The following is a 26,176-nucleotide window of genomic DNA, read 5'->3' as shown; positions in this document are numbered from 1 at the left end:
GGAGTGTCAGGCACAGCGCCTTTGGTCACAATAACTACGGTCGCGGCTGAATGGTGCGCGATAAGGCACGGGGATAATCGCCGCGCGCCTGCGGCAACAAGCGATGCCGCTCAGGAATAAGCCACCTGCGACGCCGGCCGCCCGATTCGATCGCGAAACGCCAGGTAGTGCTTGAGCACCTGCACCGGCGCTTCGATCTGCGGGTAATGGCCGATATTGGCCAGCAGCACCGTGTCGGCATTCGGCACCAACTGCTGGTAGCGCGCCACCATATGGGCCCCGGAAATCGGGTCGATCTCGCCATCGATCACCCGCAGCGGCACGTCACCGCGCTGCATGGCCTGCACCCAGCGCTCGCGCAGGCGTCGGCGCTGGGGGATGTAGGAAATCAACTTGTGCAGGATGCGCGGGCCGTCGTTGCAACTGATCAGGCTCCAGAAGTCATCCAGGGCGCTTTCGCTGGGGCGGGTGGCAGGCCCGAAAATCTGGCTGAAGCTTTTGGACAAGGCATTGCGCCCGAAGGCCCGCCCGATCATCCAGCCCAGGGGGCTGAGCAACAGTTTTTGCACCAGCGCCGGGCGATGGGTTTCCGGGAACAGGCCGCCGTTGAGAAACACACAGCTGGCCATCTGGAACCGGCCTTCATAGTGCCGCGCCAACAATTCCTGAGCGACGCTGTCGCCATAGTCGTGGGCCAACACATGCACCGGCGGCTGCACACGCAGGTGTTCAAGCAGGGCCTGCTGCAAGTCCGCCTGTTCCAGCAGGCAGTAGCCATGGTCCAGGGGCTTGGCCGAATCGCCGAAACCGAGCATGTCGCAGGCAATCACCAGATAGCGCTGGGTCAGGGCTTGCCACAGGTAATGCCAGTCCCAGCTGGCCGTGGGGAAACCGTGGAGCAGCAACAGCGGTTCACCCTGGCCCGCTACCCAGTAACGGATGGTGTGGCCATGAAAGTCGAAATCCTGGCCACGCTTGCGCCAGGCTCGAAGCGGGATCTCGGCGATTGGCATCAGGTTTCATACCCAGGGTTTTGGTGGTCCAACTTACGCAGCAACGCCGGCCAGGCCAGCGCGCCGCCCATGCCTTGGGCACTTTTGGTAACAGCCGCGCCCATGGCCTTGGCTCCGGCGAGAATCTGCGGCTCGATGCTGATCAACTCGGCACCGCCGGTTTGCGCCAGCACCTGGATTTCACAGGCGCGCTGGAAGATAAACATCATCAGAAAAGTGTCGGCGATGCTGGCACCGCAGGTGAGCAGGCCATGGTTGTGCAGCAGGAGGAACTGGTTGTCGCCCAGGTCGGCCTGCAGGCGGGCCTTTTCCTCGTGGTTCAGCGCGACGCCCTCGTAAGCGTGGCAGGCCAGGCTGGAGAGCACAAAGATCGATTGCTGGCTGATGGGCAGCACACCCTGCTTCTGCGCGGCCACCGCGACCCCGGCGGCAGTGTGAGTGTGCAGCACGCAGGTCACATCATGGCGCACTTCATGGATGGCGCTGTGGATGGTGTAGCCGGCCGGGTTGATCTCATGGGGGCTGTCCATCAGTTTGTTGCCGGCCTGGTCGACCTTGACCAGGCTCGACGCGGTGATCTCATGGAACATCAGGCCGTAGGGGTTGATCAGGAAATCGTCGGTGCCGGGCACTTTGGCTGAGATATGGGTGAAGATCAGATCGTCCCATCCATGCATCGCCACCAGGCGATAGCACGCGGCGAGGTCGACGCGTGCCTGCCACTCGGCAGTGCTGACCTGGGCCTGGACATTCTGTGGGGATACAACCGGGGCTAGGCTCACGGTGATGACCTCCTGGACGCACGTTCTTATTGTTCTAAGGGTTGGGCCAGTCTAGTCAGACACCCTGGCCGGCGGAGTCGCCTTGGCAGCCAGCTTGATGACTGTACGAGTCACGTACTGAGAATAGTAGAAATCCATACAAGCGCCCCCGGAACGATGGGCGCTTGGGTGTCGACCCGATCAACCGCGCAGGGCAGCGACCAACTCGGCCAGCCAGGGTTCGGCGTCGCTTTCGGGCGTCACGCTTTCGCTGGCGTCCAGGGGCAGCATCGGCAGCACTTCGCGCACGCCCAGCTCGACGAACAACTCACGCATCTGCTCGCCACCGGCGCAGAAGGTATCGCCGTAGCTGGCGTCGCCCAGGGCGATGACCGCGCCGGGCAAACCGCGCAAGGCGCCGGGCAGTTGCTCGCGCAGCGCGCAATACAGGGGCTGGAGGTTGTCGGGCAGTTCTCCCATGCCGGTGGTGGACGTTACCGCCACCAGTGCGTCAGGTGCATAAGCCTGCACGTCCGCCATTGTGGCGCGAGGGTTGTGCCAGGCTTGTAAACCTGCGGCCTCGAGGATGACGACAGCGTGGCGAGCCACTTCTTCTGCGGTGCCGTACACCGAGCCGGAAAGGATGGCGACTTTCATCAATCTGATCCTGTAGTTGAGCGAAAGCGTGGGATATTAACAGCTGACGCAACTATTTCGCGGCGCCTGGTGCAAGATTCAACGGGTGCCATACACTTCTCTTTCCCACCACAAGCCATGGACCGCTCAATGATTAATGCCAAGCTGATGCAACTGGTGATCAACGCTTCCAACGACGGCATCGTCGTCGCCGAACGCGAAGGCAAGGACAAGCCGCTGATCTACGTCAACCCGGCGTTCGAACGGCTGACCGGCTACACGCTGGATGAAATCCTCTATCAGGACTGCCGTTTCCTGCAATCCGGCGACCGCGACCAGCCGGCGCTGATGGCCATTCGCGACGCTCTGGAAAGCGGCGGGGTGTGCCGTGAGATCCTGCGCAATTACCGCAAGGACGGCAGCCATTTCTGGAATGAATTATCGCTGTCGACGGTGTACAACGAGGCTGACCGGCAGACCTATTTTGTCGGCGTGCAAAAAGATGTGACCCTGCAGGTCAAGGCCCAGCAGCGCGTGGCCCAACTGGAGGCCGAACTGGCTGAGGTCAAGGCCGAACTTGCGACGCTTCGCGCGACAAGTGGCTCAAACAAAATTTAGAAACATCGGTCACTAAGGGGGATAATGGCCTTTTAGCACTTCTACTGAGCAAACGGCGATGCCACGCAACGCGCTTCTGACCCAGGATGAACTGGACTTCATTCAGAACATGCAGCATAACCCGCAGTTGAACCTGCGGGACGCTTCGTCGAGCCTGACGGTCAACGGCGGTGCGCAGATCCGCGACTTGCTCACCCGACTCGCCGCCCACGACCATGTCACCATCCAGGCCCAGTTCGACAACCAGCAACTGACGTTTCCCCTGCACTTGGTGGAGGACGAGTTCAACGCGGTGCATCTGCGCCTGGGGGTGCCGAGCATTTTCGAAGACGGCCCTATGATCCGCCCGTGGCGCCTGGTGCTGGAGACGCTGGTGGCCTTGGAAAATATCCGAGGCAACCCCGGCGCGCTGTGGGTGCATGAAGTGTCGTTCAAGGGTGTGCTGGTCGAGGGTCGTGGCCGCTTCAAGCCGCCGAAAACCTTCGCGCTGTGGTTCAGCCCTTCGGGCTACGAACGCATCGCCTTGCGTGGCACGTTGCAGCGGGTAACGGCGCGTGGCCTGTTTGCGTATCGCTTGAGCCAGAGCGATGCGGACGAAACCGAGCGACTGCGCCATTTCATCCTGCATCAGCACCGCCTGGCGCATCCGCACGTTCACGCTTGAGGTCAGGTATCGAGCGTGCCGCTCAGATACTGCTGCAAGCGGCGTTGCATCACGGGCCCGTCATTGCCCAGGCAACCGATGGAGGAGCCTGCCAGGTCGTGCTCGGCCAGGTCCGACGCAGCGCCGGCGATGAACAACGGGCAGTCCAGGGTCTGCGCGAGGCGATTCAAACGCACCGCCAGGTCTTGGTTATGTGAGTGGTTGGAGAACAGCACCAGCGCCTGGGGACGGGTCTTCTGGCACACCAGCGTCAACTCATCGAACGGCTGGCCCATGCCCAGCACCTTTACGACCAGGTCATCGCGCGCCAACAGGGCGGCCGCCACCAGCAGCTCCAACTTACGGCACTCGCCCGGCAACGCCGCCATCAAGACACGGGGAGCCGCGCCAAGGCTTGCCAACTGCAGGCGCTGCAGCACATGGGTCCTAAGGAATACATCGAAGAACAGCCATTCGCTGGCCTGGCCGAAGCGGCCCTGATGGCGCAACAGTTCGTTCCACAGCGGCATGAAGATGTCCTGGAACGCCACACTGATCGGATAGGTGGCTAGCACCTGGCCGTACAGGCTTTCCAGTTGCCGATCATCGAAGGCACTGACCGCTTGCCTCAGGCGCGCCTGCAATTGTGACCACTCAAAGGCCTGCAGCGCATCGCCCTCGGCACGCACTGCATCGGCCTGCTGCTGTTCGCGGGCGAGGATCCTGCCCACTTTGCTGACGGCCACCCCGCGCTCGATCCACTCGAGGATGCGACTGACCGTCTGGATATCGTCGCGGGTGTACAGCCGATGCCCACTTTCGGTGCGCTTGGGCTCGATCAAGCCGTAGCGTCGCTCCCAGGCACGCAGGGTGACCGGGTTGATACCTGTCATTCTGGACACTTCACGGATCGGAAACAGCTCGTTGAAATCTATCGAGTCTGGTTGCGAAACACTATCAACGGGAGCATGGATCACGGGCATTGACGACCATAAAACCAACGGTAATTGAACGCGCATTTAACGCCTTTAAAGCTGTCCTTTTCAAGGTCCGCGATTTTCGGACCAACGCCGCTGGTGTATTCGGTGGATTCGGGAATAATCCTTGCCTGTTTTTTCTACGTCGCTGCCTCACCCCGCAGCCTCGTCTGCGCGCCGCCTACCCGGCCAACCGCGCCCGTTCATTTGGAGATACACAATGTCTACCTCCCCCGTTACCCTGATGGTTGCGCGCCGCGTGGCCAAGGGACGCTATGAAGAACTGATGGCCTGGCTGCGCGAAGGCGAGCAATTGGCCACCGATTTTCCCGGTTACCTGGGCTCCGGCGTACTGGCGCCGCCGCCCAATGACGATGAGTTCCAGATCATTTTCCGCTTTGCCGATGAGCAAACCCTGCACGCCTGGGAGTTTTCCGCCTCGCGCAGTGCCTGGCTGGGCCGCGGCAGCGAGCTGTTTGCCGACCCGTCGGAGCATCGCGTGCGCGGCATCGACGGCTGGTTCGGCGCAGCAGGTGCGCGCCCACCGCGCTGGAAGCAGGCAGTGGCTATCTGGCTGGCGTTTTTTCCGGTGTCGCTGTTGTTCAACTTTGTCCTGGGGCCGCTGCTCAACGAGCTGGCCCTGGTGCCGCGCGTGCTGGTCAGTACCCTGGCACTCACGCCCTTGATGGTTTACCTGTTCATTCCCTTGTCGACCCACATGCTGGCGAACTGGCTGCACCCCAGCCCACCGCCGGGCAAGCCTACCGAAGCGGCGGCGTAGGTACAGGGGCGCCGCGTCGCTGGTATGATTCGAGCCTGCCAGCGACGCGAGCCTCCCATGTCTGCAACGAACGCCCCGATCCTGATCACCGGTGCCGGCCAGCGTGTCGGCCTGCATTGTGCCCATCGCCTGCTGGACGAGGGCCAGCCAGTGATATTCAGTTACCGCAGCGAACGCCCCGGCGTTCAAGCCCTTCGTGACCGCGGTGCGATCGGCCTGTTCGCTGATTTCTCCAGCGAGGCCGGGGTGCTGGCGTTTATCGCGCAGGTGAACACCCACACCCAAAGCCTGCGCGCGATCATTCACAACGCCTCGGCCTGGGTCGCCGAGACGCCGGGTGACGAGAGCCGCGCGTTTATCGACATGTTCAACGTGCACATGCTTGCGCCGTACTTGATCAACCTGCATTGTTCACCTTTGCTGCAACGTTCTTCACCGGCCGATATCGTGCATATCAGCGATGATGTGGTGCGCAAGGGCAGCCGCCAGCATATTGCCTATTGCGCCACCAAGGCCGGGCTCGACAGCCTCACGCTGTCGTTCGCCGCGCAGCTCGCGCCGCTGATCAAGGTCAACGGCATTGCGCCGGCGATGGTCATGTTCAACGAAGGTGACGATGCGGCCTACCGTGCCAGGGTGCTCGCCAAGTCGGCGCTGGGCATCGAACCCGGCCCCGACGTGATCTACCAGAGCGTGCGTTACCTGCTGGATAACCCTTATGTCACCGGTACCACCCTGACCGTCAACGGCGGGCGGCATATCAAGTAAGCCGTTTTGAGGATGTTGTATGACCTTTTCCCTGCCCCACCATTACCGCGAGATCCTCAAGGGCCTGGGCGAAGACCCGGAGCGCGAAGGCTTGCTCGACACCCCCAAGCGCGCCGCCAAAGCCATGCAATACCTGTGTCATGGCTACGAGCAGAACCTGGAAGAAATCGTCAACGGCGCGCTCTTCGCCTCCGACAACGACGAAATGGTGATCCTCAAGGACATCGAATTGTATTCGCTGTGCGAGCATCACCTGCTGCCCTTTATCGGTAAGGCCCATGTGGCGTATATCCCGACCGGCCGGGTGCTGGGCCTGTCAAAGCTGGCGCGCATCGTCGACATGTTCGCCCGGCGCCTGCAGATCCAGGAAAACCTCACGCGGCAAATCGCCGATGCGATCCAGGAGGTAACCCAGGCCGCCGGCGTGGCCGTGGTGATCGAGGCCAAGCATATGTGCATGATGATGCGCGGCGTGGAAAAACAGAATTCAACCATGAACACCTCGGTGATGCTCGGCGCGTTCCGCGAGTCGAACACCACGCGCACGGAGTTCCTGCAACTGATTGGACGGAGCAAGTAGCAATGCCACAACTTCAACCAGGCATGGCGCGCATCCGGGTCAAGGACCTGTGCCTGCGCACCTATATCGGCATCAATGAGGACGAAATCCTCAACAAGCAGGACGTGCTGATCAACCTGACCATCCTGTATGCGGCCCAGGAAGCGGTGCGCGACAATGACATCGACCATGCCTTGAACTACCGCACCATCACCAAGGCAATCATTGCCCACGTCGAGGGCAACCGCTTTGCCCTGCTCGAGCGCCTGACCCAGGAACTGCTGGACCTGGTGATGAGCAACGAATCGGTGTTGTACGCCGAGGTCGAAGTGGACAAGCCCCATGCGCTGCGCTTTGCCGAATCGGTGTCGATAACATTAGCTGCAAGCCGCTAGCTACAAGCTGCAGGCTAAAGGCCAACCCTATTCCAACTTGCAGCTTGAAGCTTACCCGCTTGAAGCTGCCTCGAAGAGCCCCCTATGAACGATCAACAACGCCTCGAACTCGAAGCCGCCGCCTTCCGCCGCTTGGTAGCGCACCTGGACAGCCGCAAGGATGTGCAGAATATCGACCTGATGAACCTCGCCGGCTTCTGCCGCAACTGCCTGTCCAAGTGGTACAAGGCCGAGGCCGATGAGCGCCAGATCGAGCTGAGCCTCGATGACGCCCGTGAAGTGGTGTACGGCATGCCGTACGCCGAGTGGAAAGCTCAATACCAGAAAGAAGCCAGCGCCGAACAACAGGCGGCGTTCGCCAAAGGAAACTCCCATGACTGATCTCAATACCCTGCGCGCCAGCTTGAACAGCGGCGAGCACGTTTTTGCCGATACCCTGGCGTTCATCGCGGCCGGTTACGATTACCAGCCGCAGGCCTTCACCAATGGCGAGGTAGAAAATGCTGCCGGGCAGAACGAAGGCTCGTGCAAAACCTTGGGTTTGGCATTGCTGGAAGGCTTGAGCGACCAGCAAGCGCTGCTGGCGTTTGGGGAGCACTACCGCTCGGTGCTGGCGACGCCTGAGGGCAGTGACCATGCCAATATTCGCGCGTTGATTACCCATGGGTTGGCAGGCGTGAAATTTGCCGCACAACCCCTGACCCGCAAATCCTGAGTCAGTTGCAGGTGAAAATGAGTTAGCTTGCCCCCGATAGCGGTATGTCAGTCACCGATGCATTGACCGAACCACTGCCATTGGGCAAGTCTCTCCCACCTCTAAATGGCACCCATAAAAAAACCGGCCTCGCAGCCGGTTTTCTTATTTCAACGGTTTAGAACGCAGCATCCTTCAAACCGTCGAGGTAACGCTCGGCATCCAGAGCCGCCATGCAACCGGCGCCGGCCGAGGTGATGGCCTGGCGGTACACGTGGTCGGCCACATCGCCGGCAGCAAAGATGCCTTCGATGTTGGTGGCGGTGGCATTGCCTTCACGACCGCCCTTCACCACCAGGTAACCGTCCTTGGCTTCCAGCACGCCTTCGAACAGCGAGGTGTTCGGGGTGTGGCCGATAGCGATGAACACACCGTCGACTTTCAGCTCATCGAAGCTGCCGTCGTTGTTTTTCAAGCGAGCACCGGTCACGCCCATGTTGTCGCCCAGGACTTCGTCCAGGGTGGCGTTGAGCTTGAGGATGATCTTGCCTTCGGCGACACGGGCGTGCAGCTTGTCGATCAGGATCTTCTCGGCGCGGAACGTCTCACGGCGGTGGACCAGGGTCACAGTGCTGGCGATGTTGGCCAGGTACAGCGCCTCCTCCACGGCAGTGTTGCCGCCACCGACCACGGCGACCGGCTTGTTGCGGTAGAAGAAACCGTCACAGGTGGCGCAGGCGGACACGCCCTTGCCCATGAACGCTTCTTCCGACGGCAGGCCCAGGTAGCGGGCGCTGGCGCCGGTAGCAATGATCAGCGCGTCACAGGTGTACACGCCGCTGTCGCCGGTCAGGCTGTAAGGTTTCTTGGAGAAGTCGACTTTGTTGATGTGATCAAACACGATCTCGGTTTCAAAGCGCTCGGCGTGCTCTTTCATACGTTCCATCAACGCCGGGCCGGTCAGACCGTGGACATCGCCAGGCCAGTTGTCGACTTCGGTGGTGGTGGTCAGCTGACCGCCCGCCTGCATGCCGGTGATCAGCAACGGCTTGAGGTTGGCACGGGCGGCATAGACGGCAGCGCTGTAACCGGCAGGGCCGGAACCGAGAATAATCACTCGCGAATGACGGGTATCAGACATGACTCGCTCCTATCGACCGCCCGGACAACAAGACGGCTGGAATAAAAAAGGACCGCGAAGCACTTGGGGAAGGCTTGAACTCGCGGATCCTGAAAAATAATGGGTGCAGCGTATAGAGGGGGGCAAGATTAAGGAAATACGCAATAACAATCCAGCTCATAGGCGGTCTCTATGCAGTCGACACCCTTGATCGACGCCTTTGTTACCTATGATGTCGTCACACTGACCGTGCTTTCGCCATGCCGACAAAGCCGGTAAGGTCGGCGCGTTCGTCATTCTGCTCGGAGTACCTCATGCCCGCCCCTGCTCTTTCCGGCCCGCAATACCTGCGAGAAGGCCTCAAACTGGTGCTGAGCCCCGGCCTGCGGCTGTTTGTGCTGCTGCCGCTGGCGATCAACCTCGTGCTGTTCGTCGGGCTGATTTATTTTGCCGGCCATCAGTTCAGCCTGTGGGTCGACCAGTTGATGCCGACCCTGCCCGGCTGGCTGAGTTTTCTTAATTACCTGCTGTGGCCGCTGTTTATGGTGCTGGTTGTGCTGATGGTGTTTTTCACCTTCACCCTGCTCGCCAACATCATCGCAGCGCCGTTCAATGGTTTCCTGGCGGAAAAGGTCGAAGTGGTGGTGCGTGGCACCGATGACTTCCCGCCGTTCAGCTGGAGCGAGCTGGTCGCCATGATCCCCCGCACCCTGGCCCGTGAAATGCGCAAGCTGGGCTACTTTCTGCCACGCGCCATCGGCCTGTTTATTCTGTCGTTTATCCCGGTGGTCAACTTGATTGCCGCGCCGCTGTGGCTGTTGTTCGGCGTGTGGATGATGGCGATCCAGTACATCGACTACCCGGCGGACAACCACAAACTGGGCTGGAACGAAATGCTCGCCTGGCTGCGTCAGAAGCGCTGGCAGAGCTTGAGCTTCGGCGGCGTCGTCTACCTGGTGCTGCTGGTGCCGGTGGTCAATTTGCTGATGATGCCGGCGGCGGTGGCCGGCGCCACGTTATTCTGGGTGCGTGAACAAGGCGCCGAAACGATGGTGCGCCAAGCAAAAGTGACCCGGTCATAAATCCATCATACCGATGACACATTGACGACATGGCCCACAGCGAGACTGGGGGTCATGACGACAGCTTCGCTTCACATCACCCTGATTACCGAAACCTTCCCGCCAGAGATCAACGGGGTGGCCAATACCCTTGGCCGCCTGTGTGATGGCTTGCGCGCCCGCGGCCATCTAATCGAACTGGTGCGTCCGCGACAGGGCGTTGATCAGAGCCGTCCCAGCGACGACCAATTGCTGCTGTGCCGCGGCTGGCCTCTGCCCGGCTATCCGGGTTTGCAGTGGGGTCAGTCGTCGATGCACAAGTTGCTGCGACGCTGGACGCGCCAACGCCCTGATGTGCTGTACATCGCCACGGAAGGCCCGCTGGGGCTGTCGGCGCTGCGGGCCGCGCGGCGCCTGGGGATCAGTGTGGTGAGCGGCTTCCACACCAATTTCCAGCAGTACTCGAACCAGTACGGTCTGAGCCTGTTGAGCCGGATGGTCACGCACTACCTGCGCTGGTTTCATAACCGCTCTGACTTGACGCTGGTGCCCAGTGCCAGCCAACGCCTGGAGCTGGAGCGCCGGCATTTCGAACGCCTGGGCATGTTGTCGCGCGGGGTCGACAGCCAGCTGTTCCACCCTGCCAAGCGCGACAATGCCCTGCGGGAAAGCTGGGGGCTGGCCAATGATGACGTGGCGGTGCTGCACGTCGGTCGGTTGGCCCAGGAAAAAAACCTGGGCCTGCTCAAGCGCTGTTTTGAGTCATTGCGCGCAACTTATCCACAGCGCCGACTGAAATTGATCATCGTCGGCGATGGCCCGCAACGGGCCCAGTTGGAGCGCGATCTTCCCGACGCGATCTTTTGCGGCAGCCAGCGCGGAGAAAGCCTGGCACAGCATTACGCGTGCGGCGACCTGTTCCTGTTTCCCAGCCTGACCGAAACCTTCGGCAATGTGGTGCTGGAGGCCATGGCCTCTGGCTTGGGCGTAGTGGCATACGACCAGGCGGCCGCAACCCAGCACATTCGCCACGGTTACAGCGGCGCATTGGCGATGCCAGGGGATGAAGATGCCTTTTGCGACGCGGCCAACTGGCTGCTTGAAGAAAGCGAACACTTGCGCAGGGCGCGTCTGAATGCACGCCAGCATGCCAGCCGCCAAGGCTGGCCGGCGATCATCGAGCAATTCGAGAACCAGTTACGCGATGTGTGCGGGGAGCATTTGACGGTGCCAACGCTGCCCTACGTTCGTTGAACGCTCCGCAAATGACGTAAGCCCGTTCGCCCTCCTGCCTCTGCTGCGCCTGGGTTCTGGCCTCTGCACGGGGAATCTCGCCTTGAGGCCGCACGAATCGGCGCACCACAACAGGATATTTCTGGAACGGTGTGCGAATCAGCGCCACCTAGATGACACCTGCCATCCGATGGTGTTTCCCAGCGGAACACGCTCGAACCAGGCAGGCCATCGATACTGGACATTGATAGAGAGCGCTATGTCGACACTGATAAATGGGTCATTCACGCTGCATCCTCAGCCCTCCCACACTCAAGGGGAGTTGCAGATACGCCCGTCCCCGAACGGCTCGAACCCTTCCCACGGCGCAAGCCATGGCTGGAACCGCCCGCAACCGCAACGCCCCGCCAATGCTTGGCAAACTGCGCATGACGACAGGCAACGCCCGCCCCACAACGGTGGCTATCGCCCCTACACCGTGCGCCCTGAAAACACTTGGCAGCCTGAGCACAACGGCGGGCAACGTCCACCCCACAACGGCGGCTATCGTCCCTATGCCGTGCGCCCTGAAAACACCTGGCAGCCCGAGCACAACGGCGGGCAACGCCCACCTCACAACGGTGGCTATCGCCCCTATGCCGTACGCCCTGAAAACACCTGGCAACCAGAGCACAACGGCGGGCAACGCCCACCCCACAACGGCGGCTATCGCCCCTATGCCGTGCGCCCTGAAAACACCTGGCAACCTGAGCATAACGGCGGACAACGCCCACCCTACGACGGTGGCTATCACTTGCGGCAAGCTGACAGACCTTCACTGCATGACCACACGCCTTACTATCAAAGGGCGTATTCCAACCAACCCGACGACACTTATTGGGCTTAACCAATAAAGGCTTAACACAAGACCTTAGGCCGCAAGGCCAGTCGGCCTGACGAGAAGCGGGGGGCGGATATTCAATACCCGCCCCCCCGTTTAAGACTGCCACTGACGTGATCCTCAAGCGCAGCTCTGTTGAGTCCCTACACCAGTGTCGTCAACGCCTCACGACTGAACGGCAGGATGTCGCCTTCGCGCCCTTCACGCACTTTCGACGCCCAGTCCGGATCCACCAACAGTGCGCGACCCACGGCGACCAAGTCGAATTCATCGTTATTCAGACGCTCCAGCAATTTTTCCAGGCTTGCAGGTTGAGCGACCTTATCGGTATTGACCATAAACTGCAGGAACTCGCCATCCAGGCCGACGCTGCCTACGGTGATAGTCGGTTTACCGGTGAGCTGACGGGTCCAGCCGGCCAGGTTGAGATCTGAACCTTCAAACTCCGGCTCCCAGAAACGCCGAGTGGAGCAGTGGAAAATATCCACACCCGCGTCCGACAAAGGCTTGATAAATTCACCCAATGCTTCAGGGGTGTGCACCAGCCGCGCGGTGTAGTCCTGCTGCTTCCATTGCGAAAACCGGAAGATGATCGGAAAGTCCGGGCCGACGGCTGCGCGGGTGGCCTGGATCAGTTCGATGGCAAAACGCGAGCGGTTGGCCAAGCTGCCGCCGTATTCGTCGGTGCGCTGGTTGCTGCCGTCCCAGAAGAACTGGTCCACTAAATAGCCGTGGGCACCGTGGATTTCCACGCCGTCCATGCCGATGCGCTGGGCATCTTTGGCCGCTTGGGCGAAGGCACCGATCACCTCCTTGATGTCCTGGACGGTCATGCCGTGGACAACCACATTGCCATCCTTAAGTTTTTCCATCGGCCCGTAGGCCGGCACGCTGGCGTCAGGTTCGGTGCCAAGGCGACGCACGCTGCCCACATGCCATAACTGCGGAACGATCTTGCCGCCCTCGGCGTGCACTGCATCGACCACGGTCTTCCAGCCGGCCAGGGCGGCTTCGCCGTAGAAGTGTGGGACGTTGGGGTAGCCATTGGACGCTTGATGCCCGACCACTGTGCCCTCGGTGATGATCAGGCCCACACCGGCGGCCGCGCGTCGACGGTAGTACTCGACGACCTTGGCATTGGGCACGCCACCGGGCGAGAACGAACGGGTCATTGGCGCCATGACCACGCGGGTCGACAGTTGCAGTGCACCGAGCTGGAAAGGTTTGAACAAGGCTTGGGCAGGCATGGGAGCACTCCACGAAGGTCTGAATTATGACGTGGATAATATGGGCGGCGTTGCGCGCTGAGTAGCACTATTGATCTGGGTGATTAAAGCTTAGAAATGACGGACACCTGCAGGAGCGCATTGGCGCCTGCAGGTCAGGGAATCAGGCCAAGGCTTTTTCGATGGCCTGAACGACGGTGGGATCATCCGGTGCCGTGCGCGGCGAGAAGCGCGCAAGCACGCGACCATCCTTGCCCAACAGGAATTTCTCGAAGTTCCAGGTGATATCGCCCGGAAACTCAGCGCCCTCCCCCGCGAGGATACGGTACAGCTGGTGACGCTCCGGGCCATTGGCTTCAATCTTGCTGGCCAGTGGGAAAGTCACCCCATAGTTCAGGCTGCAGAAGTCCTGGATTTCCCGTTCGGTGCCCGGCTCCTGGCCCGCAAACTGGTTGCAAGGCAGGCCGAGCACGGTGAACCCCTTGGCCTTGTATTGCTGATAAAGGTTTTCCAACGCCGCGTATTGCGGGGTTAAACCGCACTTGGATGCGACGTTGACCACCAGCACAACTTGCCCCTTGAAACGCGCCAGCGGCAGCTCTTGCCCGTCCAGAGCTTTGAGTTTCAGGTCGTGGAAAACACTCATGACGAACTCCAGATATCCCATATTCTTTGCATTGCGGCGTTTCGAGATTACAGACCGCAAGCTTGGAATCATAGACGCCGATGACAAAACTCGCCCGCCGGTTACTGAGCGGTCGGCCACGGCAAAATCGGAATGGCCGTCACCGCGTTCTGCGGGCTGCCTTCGATCAGGCGGTCGCTGTAGACCAGGTACACCAGGGTATTGCGCTTCTTGTCGAGGAAGCGCACCACCTGCATGGTTTTGAACACCAGCGAGGTGCGTTCCTTGAAGACTTCGTCGCCGTCCTTGAGTTCGCCCTTGAAGCGAATCGGCCCTACCTGGCGGCAGGCGATAGAGGCTTCGGCGCGGTCTTCGGCCAGGCCCAGCCCGCCCTTCACGCCGCCGGTCTTGGCGCGCGAGAGGTAGCAGGTCACACCGTCGACCTTGGGGTCATCGAACGCTTCGACCACGATTCGATCGTTGGGGCCGACGAACTTGAACACCGTCGACACTTGGCCGACCTCTTCGGCCGAGGCCAGCAGGGGCATGGCCATCAGCAGGCCGAGCAATCCTTTCAGTACGCGCATTGTGTATTCCTTTGGTTAAACCAGGATCAGGTTATCGCGGTGCACCAGTTCCGGTTCCGCCATGTAACCCAATAGACCGACAATCGCGTCGGACGGCTGCCCGATGATCTTCTGCGCTTCCAGGGCACTGTAATTGGCCAGACCACGGGCGATCTCGCGACCATCCGGCGCCACGCACACCACCATCTCGCCACGGCGGAAACTGCCCTGCACCAACTTGACGCCGACCGGCAGCAGGCTTTTGTTGCCTTGGGACAACGCCGAAACCGCGCCGTCGTCCAGCACCAGGGTGCCACGGGTTTGCAGATGCCCCGCCAGCCACTGCTTGCGTGCCGCCAGCATGCCGCGCTCCGGCGACAGCAGCGTGCCGATGCGTTCGCCGGCCTTGAGACGGTCCAGCACGCGCTCCAGGCGCCCACCGACAATGATCGTGTGCGCGCCGGAACGGGCGGCCAGGCGCGCGGCACGCAGCTTGGTCTGCATGCCACCGCGGCCCAGGGCGCCGCCGACGCTGCCGGCCACGGCATCGAGCGCCGGGTCGTCGGCACGCGCTTCATAAATGAGCTGCGCATCGGGGTTGTTGCGCGGGTCGGCGTCGAACATGCCGTCACGGTCGGTGAGGATCACCAGCAGGTCGGCTTCCACCAGGTTGGCCACCAGCGCGGCCAGGGTGTCGTTGTCGCCGAAGCGGATTTCGTCGGTGACCACCGTGTCGTTCTCGTTGATCACCGGGATCACCTTAAGCTCCACCAGCGCGCGCAAGGTGCTGCGGGCATTGAGGTAGCGCTTGCGGTCGGACAGGTCGTCGTGGGTCAGCAGGATCTGCGCGGTGTGGCGACCATGCTCGGCAAAGCTCGATTCCCAGGCCTGCACCAGGCCCATCTGACCGATGGCGGCCGCGGCCTGCAGCTCGTGCATCGCGCTGGGTCGCGCGGTCCAGCCGAGGCGGCTCATCCCGGCGGCAACCGCTCCGGACGACACCAGCACCAACTCCACGCCCGCTTCATGCAAGGCCACCATTTGCTCGACCCAGACGCTCATGGCTGCGCGATCCAGACCCTTGCCATCGGCCGTCAGCAACGCACTGCCGATCTTTACGACCCAGCGCTGCGCACCTGTCACTTTGCTCCGCATCATCTTCAACCTTAGAGTGAGGGCCGCGCGACCCAGCGCCGCCCATAACGTTATTCGTGACTGCTTTAAAGACTACAGATACCAAAACGCCGCTCGAGTGAGCGGCGCTTAAGTTTACTGCAACGAATCAGTCGCGCACGTAAATGATTTCCGGACCGTCTTCGTCATCCACGTCTTCTTCGTCCCAATCATCGTCACCGATGTCATGAACCGACTTCACGCCGCTGCGACGCAGGGCACGCTGGTCGTCCAGGGCCTGCAGCTGGGCGCGGGCCTCGTCTTCGATGCGCTGGTCGAGTTCGGCCAGTTCGGCCTTGAACACCGGATCGGCGGCCAGGCGGTCGGCACGGTCTTCCAGGTAGCGCATGATGTCGCGCGTCAGGCGCTCGGTGCCTTCTTTGGCAATGGCCGAGATCACGTAGACCGGACCTTCCCACTCCAGGCGGTCGACGATTTCCTTGACGCGCTCTTCATGCTCTTCTTCGAGAATCTGGTCGCACTTGTTCAGCACCAGCCAACGATCACGCTCGGCCAGCGACGGGCTGAATTTGGTCAGCTCGCTGACGATCACTTCGGCGGCGTCCGGTGCGCTGGTGTCATCCAGCGGCGCCATGTCGACGAGGTGCAGCAGCAAACGGGTGCGGGACAAGTGCTTGAGGAAGCGGATACCCAGGCCCGCACCGTCGGAAGCGCCTTCGATCAAGCCGGGAATGTCGGCGATTACGAAGCTTTTCCAGCGATCGACGCTGACCACGCCCAGGTTGGGTACCAGGGTGGTGAACGGATAGTCGGCAACTTTCGGCTTGGCGGCCGATACCGAACGGATAAAGGTGCTCTTGCCGGCGTTCGGCAGGCCCAGCAGGCCCACATCCGCCAGCACTTTCATTTCCAGCTTGAGGTCGCGCTGCTCGCCCGGCTTGCCCGGCGTGGTCTGGCGCGGCGCACGGTTGGTACTGGACTTGAATCGGGTGTTCCCCAGACCGTGCCAGCCGCCCTGCACGACCATCAGCTTCTGGCCGGCCTTGGTCAGGTCGCCGATCACTTCCTGGGTCGCGGAATCGATGATCGTGGTGCCGACCGGTACCCGCAGGACCAGATCTTCACCTTTCTTACCGGTGCAGTCAGTGCTGCCACCGTTGGAGCCGCGCTCGGCATCGAAGTGCCGTGTATAGCGGTAGTCGACCAGGGTGTTGAGGTTTTCGTCGGCCATCATGTAGATGGAACCGCCGTCACCGCCGTCGCCACCGTTGGGGCCACCGTTTTCGATGAATTTTTCGCGACGGAAACTCATGCAACCGTTACCGCCGTCGCCTGCTTTTACTCGGATGGAAACTTCATCAACGAACTTCATAACAAAACGCCTCTCGTCGCATGGACGAGCTTAAGAAACCAAGACATAAGACTCTTGCAAAAATGAGCGCAGCGACCTCAAGCAACATCCGCAAAATCCGCTGCTTTTGCCCATCACAAACAGCTTTGCAAGAGACTCATTCCACAAACGAAAAAGCCCCGTCGCAAGACAGGGCTTTTCCAGCGATCGCGCAATTAAGCGGCGACAACGCTCACGTAACGGCGGTTGAACGCGCCTTTTACTTCAAACTTGATCACGCCTTCGATTTTCGCGAAGAGGGTGTGATCTTTACCCATGCCAACACCGTAACCGGCGTGGAATTGGGTGCCGCGCTGACGCACGATGATGTTGCCCGGAATGATTTTCTGGCCGCCATACATCTTCACGCCAAGGCGTTTGGCTTCTGAGTCGCGACCGTTACGGGTACTACCACCAGCTTTTTTGTGTGCCATGAGTCAATTCTCCTAGTGAGGAATTAGGCTGAAATTAAGCCTGAATACCGGTGATTTTGATCTCGGTGTACCACTGGCGGTGGCCCATACGCTTCATGTGGTGCTTACGACGACGGAACTTGATGATGCGGACTTTATCGTGACGACCTTGGGAGATCACTTCAGCCACAACGGTAGCGCCAGCAACAACTGGAGCGCCAATGTTCACGTCATCGCCATTGGCGACCAACAGAACGCGATCAAAGGTAACGGATTCGCCGGTAGCGATTTCCAGTTTTTCGATCTTCAGGTATTCACCTGGGGCGACCTTGTATTGCTTGCCACCAGTAACAATTACTGCGTACGACATGGTATTTCTCCGATAATCCTGCTCACCCAGCGCTTTATAAGAAGAGGTATTGGCTGGCATGGCTGCATGGGATGGACGTCCCGAATGCAATTGCGTAAGGCAGGTGCTGCCCAGGAAGTTCAGGGTGCGCGATTGTACGCAAGGTAAATAGGTGTTGCAAGTGGCCGTCCATCGCGCCTTGACACTCGGGGGCCTGGGTCCTAGCATGCCGCGCAACCCTTCTGGAGCGACTGTCGCTGATGCAACCCCAAGCTTTCTACCGCGCGGTCGCGGACGATTTTAGCGCCGTCGACGGCATCATCAAGCAGCAGCTCACATCTAAAGTGCCGCTGGTCTCCAAAATTGGCGACTACATTACGTCGGCGGGTGGCAAACGCCTGCGTCCTTTATTAGTGTTGCTGTGCGGCAAGGCCCTGGGCCGCGAAGGCGACGATCTGCGCCTGCTGGCTGCCACGATTGAATTCCTGCATACCGCGACCCTGCTGCATGACGACGTGGTCGACATGTCCGGCATGCGCCGTGGCCGCGAAACCGCCAATGCCATGTGGGGCAACGCGCCCAGTGTGCTGGTGGGTGATTTCCTGTATTCGCGCTCGTTCGAAATGATGGTCGAGCTGGGCTCGATGCCGGTCATGAAGATCCTGTCGCAAGCCACGCGCATCATCGCCGAAGGCGAAGTGCTGCAGTTGTCCAAGGTACGTGACGCCAGCACCACCGAAGAAACCTATATGGAAGTGATTCGCGGCAAAACCGCGATGCTCTTCGAAGCCTCCACCCATAGTGCCGCCGCGCTGTGTGGCGCGACCGCCGAACAGGCCGAAGCCCTACGCACCTTCGGTGATCACCTGGGCGTGGCATTCCAATTGGTGGACGACCTGCTCGACTACCGTGGCGACGCCGAAACCCTGGGCAAGAACGTCGGCGACGACCTGGCCGAAGGCAAGCCGACCCTGCCGCTGATCTACACCATGCGCGAAGGCACGCCGGAACAGGCTGCGCTGGTGCGCAAGGCGATTCAGAAAGGTGGGATCGAAGACCTGGAAAGCATCCGTGCGGCCGTCGAGGCCTCGGGCTCGCTGGACTACACCGCGCAACTGGCCCGTGACTACGTGGCCCGTGCAATCAAATGCCTGGAAGCCCTCCCGGCCAGCGAATACAGGGACGCCCTGGTTGAGCTGAGTGAGTTTGCGGTGGCACGCACGCACTAAATCACATTGATGCGGGAGGAGCGTACCTCCTCCCACATTTAGATTTCATTCAACCTGCAAGACCGTAAATCCCTATACAATGTGCGACTTTAGCCATCCTGACCTTTAAGGAGCGCAAGTGAGCACTTTGCCACCCTGCCCGAAATGCAATTCCGAATACACCTATGAAGACGGCACCCAACTGGTCTGCCCGGAATGCGCCCATGAATGGTCCGCTAACGGTGAGACCGAAGCGGCCGGCGATGAAACCGTGAAGAAAGACTCCGTGGGTAACGTGCTGCAGGACGGCGACACCATCACCGTGATCAAAGACCTCAAGGTCAAGGGCACCTCCCTGGTGGTGAAAGTCGGTACCAAGGTGAAAAACATCCGCCTGTGCGACGGCGACCACGATATCGATTGCAAGATCGACGGTATCGGCCCGATGAAACTCAAATCAGAGTTCGTGCGCAAAGTCTGAATATGCTGCTTCCATCCCGCGCCCGTCGCGGGATGGCGTTTCGCCCTCTGCGTTGATCGAACGCAACACCCCTTCAGAAAAAACCAAAAACCGCCAATAGGCACTTGCTATTCAGCGAATAAGAATTATTCTCATTGAAACCCATCAAGGAGAATTGACCATGACTTATTTGATAGACGCCTGGCTGGATCGCCCACACCCTTACCTGCGAATCCTGCATCGGGAAACCGGCGAAGTCTGTGCAGTGCTTGAAGAAGAAGCATTGAGTGAACTGCAGGACCAGGGCGACCTGGACGTCAATGGCCTGAGTTCGAGCGAACCCGGTGTGCTGAAGGAGGTGGTGCGTAATTTGTTTCTGTTCTGCTATGCCCGAGCGTTGCGCCCGGCCACGGAAATCAATGGCAAGTTTCATCCATGAGCCATGCTGAAGAACCCTGTAGGAGCGGGCTGGCTCGCCCCTACAGGTAATCAGCAGCAGGTCTTACAGAACGTCGAGCAGCTCGACGTCGAACACCAGAACGCTGTGTGGCGGGATGCTGCCAACGCCTTGAGCGCCGTAAGCCAACTCGCTCGGCACGTACAGGCGCCATTTGCTGCCGGCATTCATCAGTTGCAGGGCTTCGGTCCAACCGGCGATCACACCACCTACCGGGAATTCGGCTGGCTGGCCACGCTCGTAGGAGCTGTCGAACACAGTGCCGTCGATCAGGGTGCCGTGGTAGTGGGTACGCACCTGGTCTTCACGGGTCGGCTTGGCGCCGTCGCCCTGAGTCAGCACTTCAAACTGCAGACCGGAAGCCAGGGTGGTGATGCCCTCGCGCTTGGCGTTTTCAGCCAGGAAAGCCAGGCCGGCACCGGCTGCGGCTTCAGCCTTGGCAGCGGCTTCGGCCTGCATGACTTCGCGGATCACCTTGAAGCTGGCGGCCATTTGTTCCTGGTCAACACGGCTTGGCTTGCCCGCAAAAGCGTCGGTCAGGCCGGCCAGGATCGCGTCCAGGCTCACGCCCGGCGGCGGGTTGTCGCGCAGTTGGTCGCCCAACTGACGGCCGATACCGTAGCTGACGCGGGTTTCGTCGGTGGACAGATTAACTTCGGACATGAATAGGCTCCGCTGTAGGACGGTACTGAAAACACTGTCTCCCGCACCGCCCAAAACTAAAAGGGCCCGCAGACTAGCACAGAATATGTGCCCCCGATGAGCCTTCGCGGAGTACCGATATGGCGCCGCAGGTCGCTGTACAAGAGTGTGCGCCGGGGTTTTACGAATAAACGTTTCAGATTCTCGTCCGCCTGCCGATACAGGTCTACTCACCTTGGCTGGCTCAAACAACAACACCGTCCAGCAGACAAATCACTTTTGCGGAGCATTCGATGAACAGCTGGTTCGGTAACATCAGCGTCAACCTCAAACTCGGCCTGGGCTTCGGCCTGGTGCTGGTCCTCACCTCGATCCTGGCCCTCACCGGCTGGACCAGCCTCGGCAGCCTGATCGATCGCAGTAACTGGATGAGCGATATCACCCAGCTCAACGCGTCGCTGACCAAACTGCGCATCGTGCGTTTGCAGTACATGCTGGCCAACGGCGACGAAGCCGTGGCGCAGAACGTACAGACCAGCCTGGATGCGTTCGCCGCACAACAGCAGAAGCTGCTGGACAGTTTCAAGAGCCCGGAAAACGTCAAGCTGCTGACCGACCAGAAGGCCGTGATCACCGCCTATCAGCAGTCCCTGAACAAAATGCGTGAGGCTTACCGTAACGGCAACGCGTCGCGCCAGGTCATGGGCGACAAGGCTGACATCGCCAACGCTCAGATCGAGGCCCTGGACACCAGTGTGCAGCAGATGCCGGACAGCCCGGAACGCTTCACACAGTTCCAGGCATTGACCAATGCCAAGCAGGAATTCCAGTTGGCCCGCTACGAAGTGCGTGGCTACACCAACAACGTCAACCCTGACACCGAAGCCCGCGCCGCGGCACAAATCGAGAAAGCCATCAACGGCTTGAAAGGTTTGAGCGCCGTGTTCGGCAGCAGCCAGCAAAGCGCACTGACCGCGCTTGAAACCGCCCTGAATGCCTATCGCAACGCCGTGCAGAACTATAAGGCTGCCAACGCCAACATCGTCGCCGCCCGGGCCGAGATGACCACCCAGGGAGCCGATATCGTCACCATCAGCGACAAGCTCTACGATATTCAGCTTGACCGCCGCGACGCCGAAAGCGCCCAGGCCCGTAGCCTGCAGTTGATCAGCACCTTGCTGGCACTGCTGGTCGGCATCATCGCCGCGCTGGTGATTACCCGCCAGATCACCCGTCCGATCCAGGACACCCTGGCCGTGGTGGAGCGCATTGCCTCCGGCGATCTGAGCCACAACATTCAGGTCACCCGCCGCGACGAGTTGGGCGTGCTGCAACAAGGCATCCAGCGCATGGGCACCACTTTGCGCGAACTGATCAGCGGGATTCGTGATGGCGTGACTCAAATCGCCAGCGCCGCCGAAGAGTTGTCGGCCGTGACCGAGCAGACCAGCGCCGGCGTGAACAGCCAGAAAATAGAAACCGACCAGGTCGCCACCGCGATGCATGAAATGACCGCCACCGTGCAGGAAGTGGCGCGCAATGCCGAGCAGGCTTCCCAGGCTGCGTCCGACGCCGATGGCCAGGCCCGTGAAGGCGACAAGGTGGTGGCCGAGGCCATCGCTCAGATCGAGCGGCTCGCCGCTGAAGTGGCGCGCTCCACCGACGCCATGACGCATCTGCAGCAAGAGAGCAACAAGATCGGCAGCGTGATGGATGTGATCAAGGCCGTGGCCGAACAGACCAACCTGCTGGCTCTCAACGCAGCGATCGAAGCGGCACGTGCAGGTGAAGCCGGCCGTGGCTTTGCCGTCGTGGCGGACGAAGTGCGCGGCCTGGCCCAGCGCACGCAGAAATCCACCGAAGAAATCGAAGGCCTGGTCGCCGGCTTGCAGAACGGCACCCAGCAAGTGGCCAACGTGATGAACAACAGCCGCAGCCTCACCGACAGCAGCGTGGAACTGACCCGCAAGGCCGGCGTGTCGCTGGAGAACATCACCCGGACGGTGTCCAACATCCAGTCGATGAACCAGCAGATCGCCGCTGCCGCCGAAGAGCAGAGCGCCGTGGCCGAAGAGATCAGCCGCAGCATCGTCAACGTGCGCGATGTGTCGGAACAGACCGCCAGCGCCAGTGAAGAGACCGCCAAATCCAGCGTGGAACTGGCCCGACTGGGCAGCCAGTTGCAGCAGATGGTAAGCCACTTCCGGGTGTAGGAAAGCAAAAAGCCGCCTCGGCATACACCGAGGCGGCTCCGCTTTTCAGACCTTAGCGGTCATCGAAGCTGTCTCGCAGGAACTTCCATACGTGATAAGCACGCAGGCAGTTCACTACGAGGTTCCACATACGTCGTGCAAACTTAGACATACTCGGCCCTCCATGAGTTGGGCCTTACCTCCAGCGCACTTACCGGAACATGTGAGCCTTCGGACGCGGGTCAGCGCTTCCAGTGAGGCGGCCGGGCTTTGGTTCCTCCCGCATGAATCCGGCACGGATTACTAGCCCGTGGCGTTCGGTCCATAATTCCGCGCGCATACCCAGCCACCTACAAAACGACATATTTGGAACGGGGGTGATACTAACCAACATCCTGACCGAAGGTGTGACAGGTGACGATAAATCAGCAGTCAAAACCAACCGATTCATTGCAAAATTTTGCCGCCGTTTTTGTACATAAACAAACCAGGCCGAGCGTGGTCAGGCCTTGCACGAAAGGATAGTCGCCATTAATATCGGCAGGGTGGGTCAGCGCTTTCAGTGAGCTCGCAATCCCAGCCACTAACTGGGATCGCAAAAAAACCGTCTTAACCAAGACGGTTTTTTATTGCCCGCGATTTACCGCTCAGCCCTCGCCCTCCTCCACAAACACCAGCCGATTCCCGAACGGATCCTTGATGCTCATCTCCCGCGAGCCCCACGGAGTTTCCTCAACGTCCGGCTTGGCGTAACGATAATCCTTGGCCAGCAATTGCCGTTGGTACCCGTCCACGCCTTGCGCCTGAATGCGCACGGCGGCGCCCGGCGACGCATCGCCATGGTGCTCGGACAAATGCAGCACGCACTCGCCCAAAGACACCTGCAGGTACACCGGATAATTGGCCTCGAAACGGTGCTGCCAATCCACCTTGAAACCCAGGAAGTCGACGTAGAATTCCAAGGTTTTGGCTTCGTCGAAAATTCGCAGGATGGGGGTGACTTTTCCTAAGTGCATGGCGATCGCTCCGTGTGTGAAGGCGCCCACTATAAAGACCAAAACCCACCGCGCAAATCCCCGCTGCGCGCCAGGAAGCGGCCCGGCCGTTCACCGTTGGCGTGCCCATTGTGGTAGCTCAACACTCCGTTGACCCATACCCCCTCGATGCCTTCCGCCGCCCGCTGCGGTGCCTTGAAGTCCGCGACGTCACGCACTCGCAAGGGGTCGAACAACACCAGATCGGCCCAGTGCCCTTCACGGATTTCACCGCGCTCCGACAAGCCAAACCGCGCCGCCGACAAGCCGGTCATTTTGTGCACCGCCGTGTGCAGCGGGAACAACCCCACATCCCGGCTGAAATGTCCTAGCACCCGTGGGAACGCGCCCCACAGGCGCGGGTGCGGGAACGGGTCTTCCGGCAACCCGTCGGAGCCCACCATCGACAACGGATGCGCAAGGATGCGCCGCACATCCGCCTCGTCCATGCCGTAGTACACCGCCCCCGCCGGTTGCAGGCGACGGGCCGCGTCGAGCAGGGAAACGTCCCACTCGGCCGCAATGTCCTGCAAGTCGCGCCCGCCCATGGAGGGGTACGGCGTCGACCAGGTGATGGTGATGGGGAAGGCATCGGTGACTTGCTTGAGGTCCAGCGTCGAGGAACTGGCCGCGTAGGGGTAGCAATCACAACCCACCGGGTGGGTTTTCGCGGCCAGTTCCAAGGACGCCAGCAACTGCGGACTACGCCCCCAGTTACCCGCGCCGGCACATTTGAGGTGGGAAATGATCACCGGCGCCTGGGCATGCCGGCCGATCAGGAACGCTTCGTCCATGGCCTCCAGCACCGGCTCGAATTCGCTGCGCAAATGGGTGGTGTACACCGCGCCGAAAGCGGTCAGCTCTTCGCTCAGTTGCAGCACTTCATCGGTCTCGGCGTTGAACGCACTGGCGTAGGCCAAACCGGTGGACAAACCCAGGGCGCCCGCCTCAAGGCTTTCCTTCAACTGCGCGCGCATGGCCGTTATTTCTGCCTGGGTGGCCGTGCGGTAGAGGTCGTCCAAGTGGTTGCTGCGCAGCGCCGTATGGCCGATCAACGCAGCAACGTTGACCGCCGGGTGGGCGTTTTCCACCGCTTGGCGGTAGTCGGCAAAGCGCGGGTAGGCAAAGGCATCACGCCGCCCCAGCAGGTTCATCGGGTCCGGCGGATCGCCACGCAGGCTGACCGGCGCCGCGCTGATACCGCAGTTGCCGACGATCACCGTGGTCACACCCTGACTGAGTTTGGGCAGCATCTGCGGCTGGCGTATCACCACTGTGTCGTCGTGGGTGTGCACGTCGATAAAGCCCGGCGCCAGCACCCGGCCACTGGCCTCGATTGTTTGCGCGGCCGAGCCGCTCGACAGCTCGCCGATGGCCTCAATATGCCCCGCACGCACGCCTACATCGGCGACATATCCCGGGGTGTTGCTGCCATCGATAATCAGAGCCTGGCGAATCAACGTGTCGTACTTCATTTCAATCTCCGAGCGGCAAGGCATCGGGGCCGCCGCGGTAGTCGTCCAGGGCCAGCTTGATGCGGCGCAGGCGTTCCTGATTATCGTCCGGCATGGCCAGCGCCAGCTCGGTGGCGAGCAGGTCGATGGCCAGCAGCATGCCGTAGCGCGCCGCCGTGGGTTTGTAGATAAAACTGGTTTCGGCCGGTTGCAGCGGTAGCACCACGTCGGCCAGGCGCGCCAACGGTGAGTCGGCGAGCGTGAGGGCGATAACGCGTGCGTCGTAGTTGCGCGCCAGTTCCACCACGTCGAGCAACTCGGGCGTCAGGCCGGTCAGCGAGCAGACGATCAGCACGTGCTGCGGGCCCAGCGTGGCGGCGGTGACGCGCATCATCAGTGGGTCATGGCAAGCGGCAATCGGATAGCCCAGGCGCACCAGGCGCACTTGCAACTCATCGCTGCACAGACTGGACGGGCCGCCCATGCCGAACGCATGCACCATGCGCGCCTTGCTCAACAGGCCGACCGCGTCGGCGAAACTTGCCTGATCGAAGCCCGCCAGGTGCTGGCGCAGCGTGGCTTCGATATCCCCCAGGATCTGCCGGTGAAACGCCGACTGCTCGGGTGTGCCCACCGGGTCCAGGAAGCGGCTGCCGACGCCGCTGGCCTGGGCCAGCTGCAGGCGTAGATCGCGCAAGTCGCGGCAACCGACACTGCGGGCAAAACGTGACAAGGTCGCAGTGCTGACCTCGGCACGCTGGGACAGTGCCTCCAGACTGGCCGACGCGGCAAAGCCTACGTCGTCCAGCATCAGCCGGGCGATGCGCCCTTCGCCGGCGCTGAAGGACGCCTGGCGGGCGCGGATCTGGTAGAGGATGTCCATAAGG

General features: G+C 60.9%; 31 protein-coding genes and 1 pseudogene. 16 read left to right on the top strand and 16 right to left on the bottom strand.

What is annotated here, in order from left to right; all coding sequences use genetic code 11:
- Positions 1–110: 110 nt before the first annotated feature.
- The 3 genes from OSC50_RS03480 to OSC50_RS03470 all read right to left on the bottom strand — a co-directional run bounded on the left by OSC50_RS03480 (position 111) and on the right by OSC50_RS03470 (position 2,431).
- A complete protein-coding gene (locus tag OSC50_RS03480) occupies positions 111–1,013 on the bottom strand; it encodes an alpha/beta fold hydrolase (RefSeq protein WP_266246678.1) in 903 nt (300 codons plus the stop codon).
- Entirely contained in the window at positions 1,013–1,795 is a 783-nt protein-coding gene (locus tag OSC50_RS03475; protein WP_266246680.1) for a class II aldolase/adducin family protein, read from the bottom strand. The genes OSC50_RS03480 and OSC50_RS03475 overlap by 1 nt, the downstream gene beginning before the upstream one ends.
- Positions 1,796–1,975: 180 nt before the next feature.
- On the bottom strand, positions 1,976–2,431 hold the full coding sequence (locus OSC50_RS03470) for a flavodoxin (protein ID WP_266246683.1): 456 nt from the start codon (positions 2,429–2,431) through the stop codon (positions 1,976–1,978).
- A gap of 129 nt (positions 2,432–2,560) precedes the next feature.
- Here OSC50_RS03470 and OSC50_RS03465 point away from each other — a divergent pair, with 129 nt between their 5' ends.
- The gene (locus OSC50_RS03465) at positions 2,561–3,028 is read left to right on the top strand and encodes a PAS domain-containing protein (RefSeq protein WP_266246685.1); all 468 of its coding nucleotides are present in this window, start codon (positions 2,561–2,563) and stop codon (positions 3,026–3,028) included.
- 58 nt (positions 3,029–3,086) lie between these two features.
- Positions 3,087–3,692, top strand: coding sequence for a hypothetical protein (locus OSC50_RS03460; RefSeq protein ID WP_266246687.1), 606 nt, complete (start codon positions 3,087–3,089; stop codon positions 3,690–3,692).
- Between the two features lie 2 nt (positions 3,693–3,694).
- Here the strand turns inward: OSC50_RS03460 and OSC50_RS03455 are convergent, their stop codons facing one another.
- Positions 3,695–4,654 carry a MerR family transcriptional regulator gene (locus OSC50_RS03455; RefSeq protein WP_266246689.1) on the bottom strand — a complete coding sequence of 320 codons (960 nt, stop codon included), beginning with the start codon at positions 4,652–4,654 and terminating at the stop codon, positions 3,695–3,697.
- Between the two features lie 214 nt (positions 4,655–4,868).
- Here OSC50_RS03455 and OSC50_RS03450 point away from each other — a divergent pair, with 214 nt between their 5' ends.
- From OSC50_RS03450 to OSC50_RS03425, 6 genes are all read left to right on the top strand, one after another.
- Positions 4,869–5,429 carry an antibiotic biosynthesis monooxygenase gene (locus tag OSC50_RS03450; protein ID WP_266246692.1) on the top strand — a complete coding sequence of 187 codons (561 nt, stop codon included), beginning with the start codon at positions 4,869–4,871 and terminating at the stop codon, positions 5,427–5,429.
- Between the two features lie 57 nt (positions 5,430–5,486).
- Entirely contained in the window at positions 5,487–6,197 is a 711-nt protein-coding gene (gene folM / locus OSC50_RS03445) for a dihydromonapterin reductase (protein ID WP_253509322.1), read from the top strand.
- 19 nt (positions 6,198–6,216) lie between these two features.
- Positions 6,217–6,777, top strand: a complete 561-nt coding sequence (folE, locus tag OSC50_RS03440; RefSeq protein WP_181078775.1) for a GTP cyclohydrolase I FolE — start codon at positions 6,217–6,219, stop codon at positions 6,775–6,777.
- A 2-nt stretch (positions 6,778–6,779) separates the two neighbouring features.
- Positions 6,780–7,151 carry a dihydroneopterin triphosphate 2'-epimerase gene (folX, locus tag OSC50_RS03435; RefSeq protein WP_003176029.1) on the top strand — a complete coding sequence of 124 codons (372 nt, stop codon included), beginning with the start codon at positions 6,780–6,782 and terminating at the stop codon, positions 7,149–7,151.
- Positions 7,152–7,235: 84 nt separating this feature from the next.
- On the top strand, positions 7,236–7,532 hold the full coding sequence (locus OSC50_RS03430; RefSeq protein WP_181078777.1) for a DUF1244 domain-containing protein: 297 nt from the start codon (positions 7,236–7,238) through the stop codon (positions 7,530–7,532).
- A complete protein-coding gene (locus OSC50_RS03425) occupies positions 7,525–7,866 on the top strand; it encodes a HopJ type III effector protein (RefSeq protein ID WP_266246725.1) in 342 nt (113 codons plus the stop codon). The genes OSC50_RS03430 and OSC50_RS03425 overlap by 8 nt, the downstream gene beginning before the upstream one ends.
- A gap of 157 nt (positions 7,867–8,023) precedes the next feature.
- On the opposite strand, the gene trxB is transcribed toward OSC50_RS03425, so the two are convergent.
- Positions 8,024–8,986, bottom strand: coding sequence for a thioredoxin-disulfide reductase (trxB, locus tag OSC50_RS03420; RefSeq protein WP_181078780.1), 963 nt, complete (start codon positions 8,984–8,986; stop codon positions 8,024–8,026).
- A 293-nt stretch (positions 8,987–9,279) separates the two neighbouring features.
- Here trxB and cysZ point away from each other — a divergent pair, with 293 nt between their 5' ends.
- From cysZ to OSC50_RS03405, 3 genes are all read left to right on the top strand, one after another.
- On the top strand, positions 9,280–10,047 hold the full coding sequence (gene cysZ / locus OSC50_RS03415) for a sulfate transporter CysZ (RefSeq protein ID WP_266246728.1): 768 nt from the start codon (positions 9,280–9,282) through the stop codon (positions 10,045–10,047).
- A gap of 54 nt (positions 10,048–10,101) precedes the next feature.
- Positions 10,102–11,280, top strand: coding sequence for a glycosyltransferase family 4 protein (locus OSC50_RS03410; RefSeq protein ID WP_181078784.1), 1,179 nt, complete (start codon positions 10,102–10,104; stop codon positions 11,278–11,280).
- A 238-nt stretch (positions 11,281–11,518) separates the two neighbouring features.
- Positions 11,519–12,145 carry a hypothetical protein gene (locus OSC50_RS03405; RefSeq protein ID WP_266246730.1) on the top strand — a complete coding sequence of 209 codons (627 nt, stop codon included), beginning with the start codon at positions 11,519–11,521 and terminating at the stop codon, positions 12,143–12,145.
- A gap of 137 nt (positions 12,146–12,282) precedes the next feature.
- Here the strand turns inward: OSC50_RS03405 and OSC50_RS03400 are convergent, their stop codons facing one another.
- The 7 genes from OSC50_RS03400 to rplU form a co-directional block, all read right to left on the bottom strand.
- On the bottom strand, positions 12,283–13,386 hold the full coding sequence (locus OSC50_RS03400; RefSeq protein WP_266246733.1) for an NADH:flavin oxidoreductase: 1,104 nt from the start codon (positions 13,384–13,386) through the stop codon (positions 12,283–12,285).
- A 142-nt stretch (positions 13,387–13,528) separates the two neighbouring features.
- Positions 13,529–14,011 (bottom strand): glutathione peroxidase, encoded by a 483-nt coding sequence (locus OSC50_RS03395; RefSeq protein ID WP_253509332.1) that lies wholly within the window; start codon positions 14,009–14,011, stop codon positions 13,529–13,531.
- A gap of 101 nt (positions 14,012–14,112) precedes the next feature.
- Positions 14,113–14,577, bottom strand: a complete 465-nt coding sequence (locus OSC50_RS03390; RefSeq protein ID WP_266246737.1) for a CreA family protein — start codon at positions 14,575–14,577, stop codon at positions 14,113–14,115.
- Positions 14,578–14,592: 15 nt separating this feature from the next.
- A complete protein-coding gene (gene proB / locus OSC50_RS03385; protein ID WP_181078868.1) occupies positions 14,593–15,711 on the bottom strand; it encodes a glutamate 5-kinase in 1,119 nt (372 codons plus the stop codon).
- Positions 15,712–15,838: 127 nt separating this feature from the next.
- Positions 15,839–17,062 carry an Obg family GTPase CgtA gene (gene cgtA, locus OSC50_RS03380; RefSeq protein ID WP_010206489.1) on the bottom strand — a complete coding sequence of 408 codons (1,224 nt, stop codon included), beginning with the start codon at positions 17,060–17,062 and terminating at the stop codon, positions 15,839–15,841.
- A 194-nt stretch (positions 17,063–17,256) separates the two neighbouring features.
- Positions 17,257–17,514: a 50S ribosomal protein L27 gene (gene rpmA, locus OSC50_RS03375; RefSeq protein WP_003176049.1), complete on the bottom strand. Its 258-nt coding sequence runs from the start codon at positions 17,512–17,514 to the stop codon at positions 17,257–17,259.
- A gap of 34 nt (positions 17,515–17,548) precedes the next feature.
- The gene (gene rplU, locus OSC50_RS03370) at positions 17,549–17,863 is read right to left on the bottom strand and encodes a 50S ribosomal protein L21 (protein WP_003176051.1); all 315 of its coding nucleotides are present in this window, start codon (positions 17,861–17,863) and stop codon (positions 17,549–17,551) included.
- 239 nt (positions 17,864–18,102) lie between these two features.
- On the opposite strand from rplU, the gene OSC50_RS03365 reads away from it, so the two are divergent.
- The 3 genes from OSC50_RS03365 to OSC50_RS03355 all read left to right on the top strand — a co-directional run bounded on the left by OSC50_RS03365 (position 18,103) and on the right by OSC50_RS03355 (position 19,949).
- Entirely contained in the window at positions 18,103–19,071 is a 969-nt protein-coding gene (locus OSC50_RS03365) for a polyprenyl synthetase family protein (RefSeq protein ID WP_032885595.1), read from the top strand.
- A gap of 118 nt (positions 19,072–19,189) precedes the next feature.
- The gene (locus tag OSC50_RS03360; protein ID WP_181078794.1) at positions 19,190–19,531 is read left to right on the top strand and encodes a zinc ribbon domain-containing protein YjdM; all 342 of its coding nucleotides are present in this window, start codon (positions 19,190–19,192) and stop codon (positions 19,529–19,531) included.
- A gap of 160 nt (positions 19,532–19,691) precedes the next feature.
- Positions 19,692–19,949, top strand: coding sequence for a PA4570 family protein (locus OSC50_RS03355; protein WP_181078796.1), 258 nt, complete (start codon positions 19,692–19,694; stop codon positions 19,947–19,949).
- 63 nt (positions 19,950–20,012) lie between these two features.
- Here the strand turns inward: OSC50_RS03355 and bamJ are convergent, their stop codons facing one another.
- Positions 20,013–20,630, bottom strand: a complete 618-nt coding sequence (gene bamJ / locus OSC50_RS03350) for a BamJ family beta-barrel-assembly machinery protein (protein ID WP_034100560.1) — start codon at positions 20,628–20,630, stop codon at positions 20,013–20,015.
- 272 nt (positions 20,631–20,902) lie between these two features.
- Here bamJ and OSC50_RS26100 point away from each other — a divergent pair.
- Positions 20,903–21,919, top strand: a pseudogene (locus tag OSC50_RS26100) (methyl-accepting chemotaxis protein); the annotation flags it as partial.
- 39 nt (positions 21,920–21,958) lie between these two features.
- Entirely contained in the window at positions 21,959–22,822 is an 864-nt protein-coding gene (locus OSC50_RS26095; RefSeq protein ID WP_400815138.1) for a methyl-accepting chemotaxis protein, read from the top strand.
- Between the two features lie 626 nt (positions 22,823–23,448).
- On the opposite strand, the gene OSC50_RS03340 is transcribed toward OSC50_RS26095, so the two are convergent.
- The 3 genes from OSC50_RS03340 to OSC50_RS03330 are packed head-to-tail and all read right to left on the bottom strand — an operon-like array spanning position 23,449 to position 26,172.
- Entirely contained in the window at positions 23,449–23,817 is a 369-nt protein-coding gene (locus OSC50_RS03340) for a glyoxalase superfamily protein (protein ID WP_266246742.1), read from the bottom strand.
- A gap of 29 nt (positions 23,818–23,846) precedes the next feature.
- Complete coding sequence (locus OSC50_RS03335) at positions 23,847–25,310, bottom strand: N-acyl-D-amino-acid deacylase family protein (protein WP_266246745.1); 1,464 nt, start codon at positions 25,308–25,310, stop codon at positions 23,847–23,849.
- A 1-nt stretch (position 25,311) separates the two neighbouring features.
- Complete coding sequence (locus OSC50_RS03330) at positions 25,312–26,172, bottom strand: MurR/RpiR family transcriptional regulator (RefSeq protein WP_181078803.1); 861 nt, start codon at positions 26,170–26,172, stop codon at positions 25,312–25,314.
- Positions 26,173–26,176: the final 4 nt, after the last annotated feature.

Origin of the sequence: Pseudomonas quebecensis, from assembly GCF_026410085.1 — a bacterium.
GTDB lineage: Bacteria > Pseudomonadota > Gammaproteobacteria > Pseudomonadales > Pseudomonadaceae > Aquipseudomonas > Aquipseudomonas quebecensis.
The sequence above is the reverse complement of the archived record's forward strand: the minus strand, read 5'-3'. Positions and strand labels throughout refer to the sequence as shown.

Excerpts from the sequence above, each read along its gene's own strand:
- proB (WP_181078868.1), bottom strand. The coding sequence starts at position 15,711 with ATGCGGAGCAAAGTGACAGGTGCGCAGCGCTGGGTCGTAAAGATCGGC.
- OSC50_RS03455 (WP_266246689.1), bottom strand. The coding sequence starts at position 4,654 with ATGCCCGTGATCCATGCTCCCGTTGATAGTGTTTCGCAACCAGACTCG.
- OSC50_RS03460 (WP_266246687.1), top strand. The coding sequence starts at position 3,087 with ATGCCACGCAACGCGCTTCTGACCCAGGATGAACTGGACTTCATTCAG.
- folE (WP_181078775.1), top strand. The coding sequence starts at position 6,217 with ATGACCTTTTCCCTGCCCCACCATTACCGCGAGATCCTCAAGGGCCTG.
- rpmA (WP_003176049.1), bottom strand. The coding sequence starts at position 17,514 with ATGGCACACAAAAAAGCTGGTGGTAGTACCCGTAACGGTCGCGACTCA.
- rplU (WP_003176051.1), bottom strand. The coding sequence starts at position 17,863 with ATGTCGTACGCAGTAATTGTTACTGGTGGCAAGCAATACAAGGTCGCC.
- OSC50_RS03450 (WP_266246692.1), top strand. The coding sequence starts at position 4,869 with ATGTCTACCTCCCCCGTTACCCTGATGGTTGCGCGCCGCGTGGCCAAG.
- OSC50_RS03410 (WP_181078784.1), top strand. The coding sequence starts at position 10,102 with ATGACGACAGCTTCGCTTCACATCACCCTGATTACCGAAACCTTCCCG.
- OSC50_RS26095 (WP_400815138.1), top strand. The coding sequence starts at position 21,959 with ATGGGCACCACTTTGCGCGAACTGATCAGCGGGATTCGTGATGGCGTG.
- folM (WP_253509322.1), top strand. The coding sequence starts at position 5,487 with ATGTCTGCAACGAACGCCCCGATCCTGATCACCGGTGCCGGCCAGCGT.
- OSC50_RS03390 (WP_266246737.1), bottom strand. The coding sequence starts at position 14,577 with ATGCGCGTACTGAAAGGATTGCTCGGCCTGCTGATGGCCATGCCCCTG.
- OSC50_RS03355 (WP_181078796.1), top strand. The coding sequence starts at position 19,692 with ATGACTTATTTGATAGACGCCTGGCTGGATCGCCCACACCCTTACCTG.
- OSC50_RS03335 (WP_266246745.1), bottom strand. The coding sequence starts at position 25,310 with ATGAAGTACGACACGTTGATTCGCCAGGCTCTGATTATCGATGGCAGC.
- OSC50_RS03365 (WP_032885595.1), top strand. The coding sequence starts at position 18,103 with ATGCAACCCCAAGCTTTCTACCGCGCGGTCGCGGACGATTTTAGCGCC.
- cysZ (WP_266246728.1), top strand. The coding sequence starts at position 9,280 with ATGCCCGCCCCTGCTCTTTCCGGCCCGCAATACCTGCGAGAAGGCCTC.
- folX (WP_003176029.1), top strand. The coding sequence starts at position 6,780 with ATGCCACAACTTCAACCAGGCATGGCGCGCATCCGGGTCAAGGACCTG.
- OSC50_RS03405 (WP_266246730.1), top strand. The coding sequence starts at position 11,519 with ATGTCGACACTGATAAATGGGTCATTCACGCTGCATCCTCAGCCCTCC.
- OSC50_RS03395 (WP_253509332.1), bottom strand. The coding sequence starts at position 14,011 with ATGAGTGTTTTCCACGACCTGAAACTCAAAGCTCTGGACGGGCAAGAG.
- OSC50_RS03425 (WP_266246725.1), top strand. The coding sequence starts at position 7,525 with ATGACTGATCTCAATACCCTGCGCGCCAGCTTGAACAGCGGCGAGCAC.
- trxB (WP_181078780.1), bottom strand. The coding sequence starts at position 8,986 with ATGTCTGATACCCGTCATTCGCGAGTGATTATTCTCGGTTCCGGCCCT.
- cgtA (WP_010206489.1), bottom strand. The coding sequence starts at position 17,062 with ATGAAGTTCGTTGATGAAGTTTCCATCCGAGTAAAAGCAGGCGACGGC.
- OSC50_RS03470 (WP_266246683.1), bottom strand. The coding sequence starts at position 2,431 with ATGAAAGTCGCCATCCTTTCCGGCTCGGTGTACGGCACCGCAGAAGAA.
- bamJ (WP_034100560.1), bottom strand. The coding sequence starts at position 20,630 with ATGTCCGAAGTTAATCTGTCCACCGACGAAACCCGCGTCAGCTACGGT.
- OSC50_RS03340 (WP_266246742.1), bottom strand. The coding sequence starts at position 23,817 with ATGCACTTAGGAAAAGTCACCCCCATCCTGCGAATTTTCGACGAAGCC.
- OSC50_RS03400 (WP_266246733.1), bottom strand. The coding sequence starts at position 13,386 with ATGCCTGCCCAAGCCTTGTTCAAACCTTTCCAGCTCGGTGCACTGCAA.
- OSC50_RS03430 (WP_181078777.1), top strand. The coding sequence starts at position 7,236 with ATGAACGATCAACAACGCCTCGAACTCGAAGCCGCCGCCTTCCGCCGC.
- OSC50_RS03465 (WP_266246685.1), top strand. The coding sequence starts at position 2,561 with ATGATTAATGCCAAGCTGATGCAACTGGTGATCAACGCTTCCAACGAC.
- OSC50_RS03480 (WP_266246678.1), bottom strand. The coding sequence starts at position 1,013 with ATGCCAATCGCCGAGATCCCGCTTCGAGCCTGGCGCAAGCGTGGCCAG.
- OSC50_RS03330 (WP_181078803.1), bottom strand. The coding sequence starts at position 26,172 with ATGGACATCCTCTACCAGATCCGCGCCCGCCAGGCGTCCTTCAGCGCC.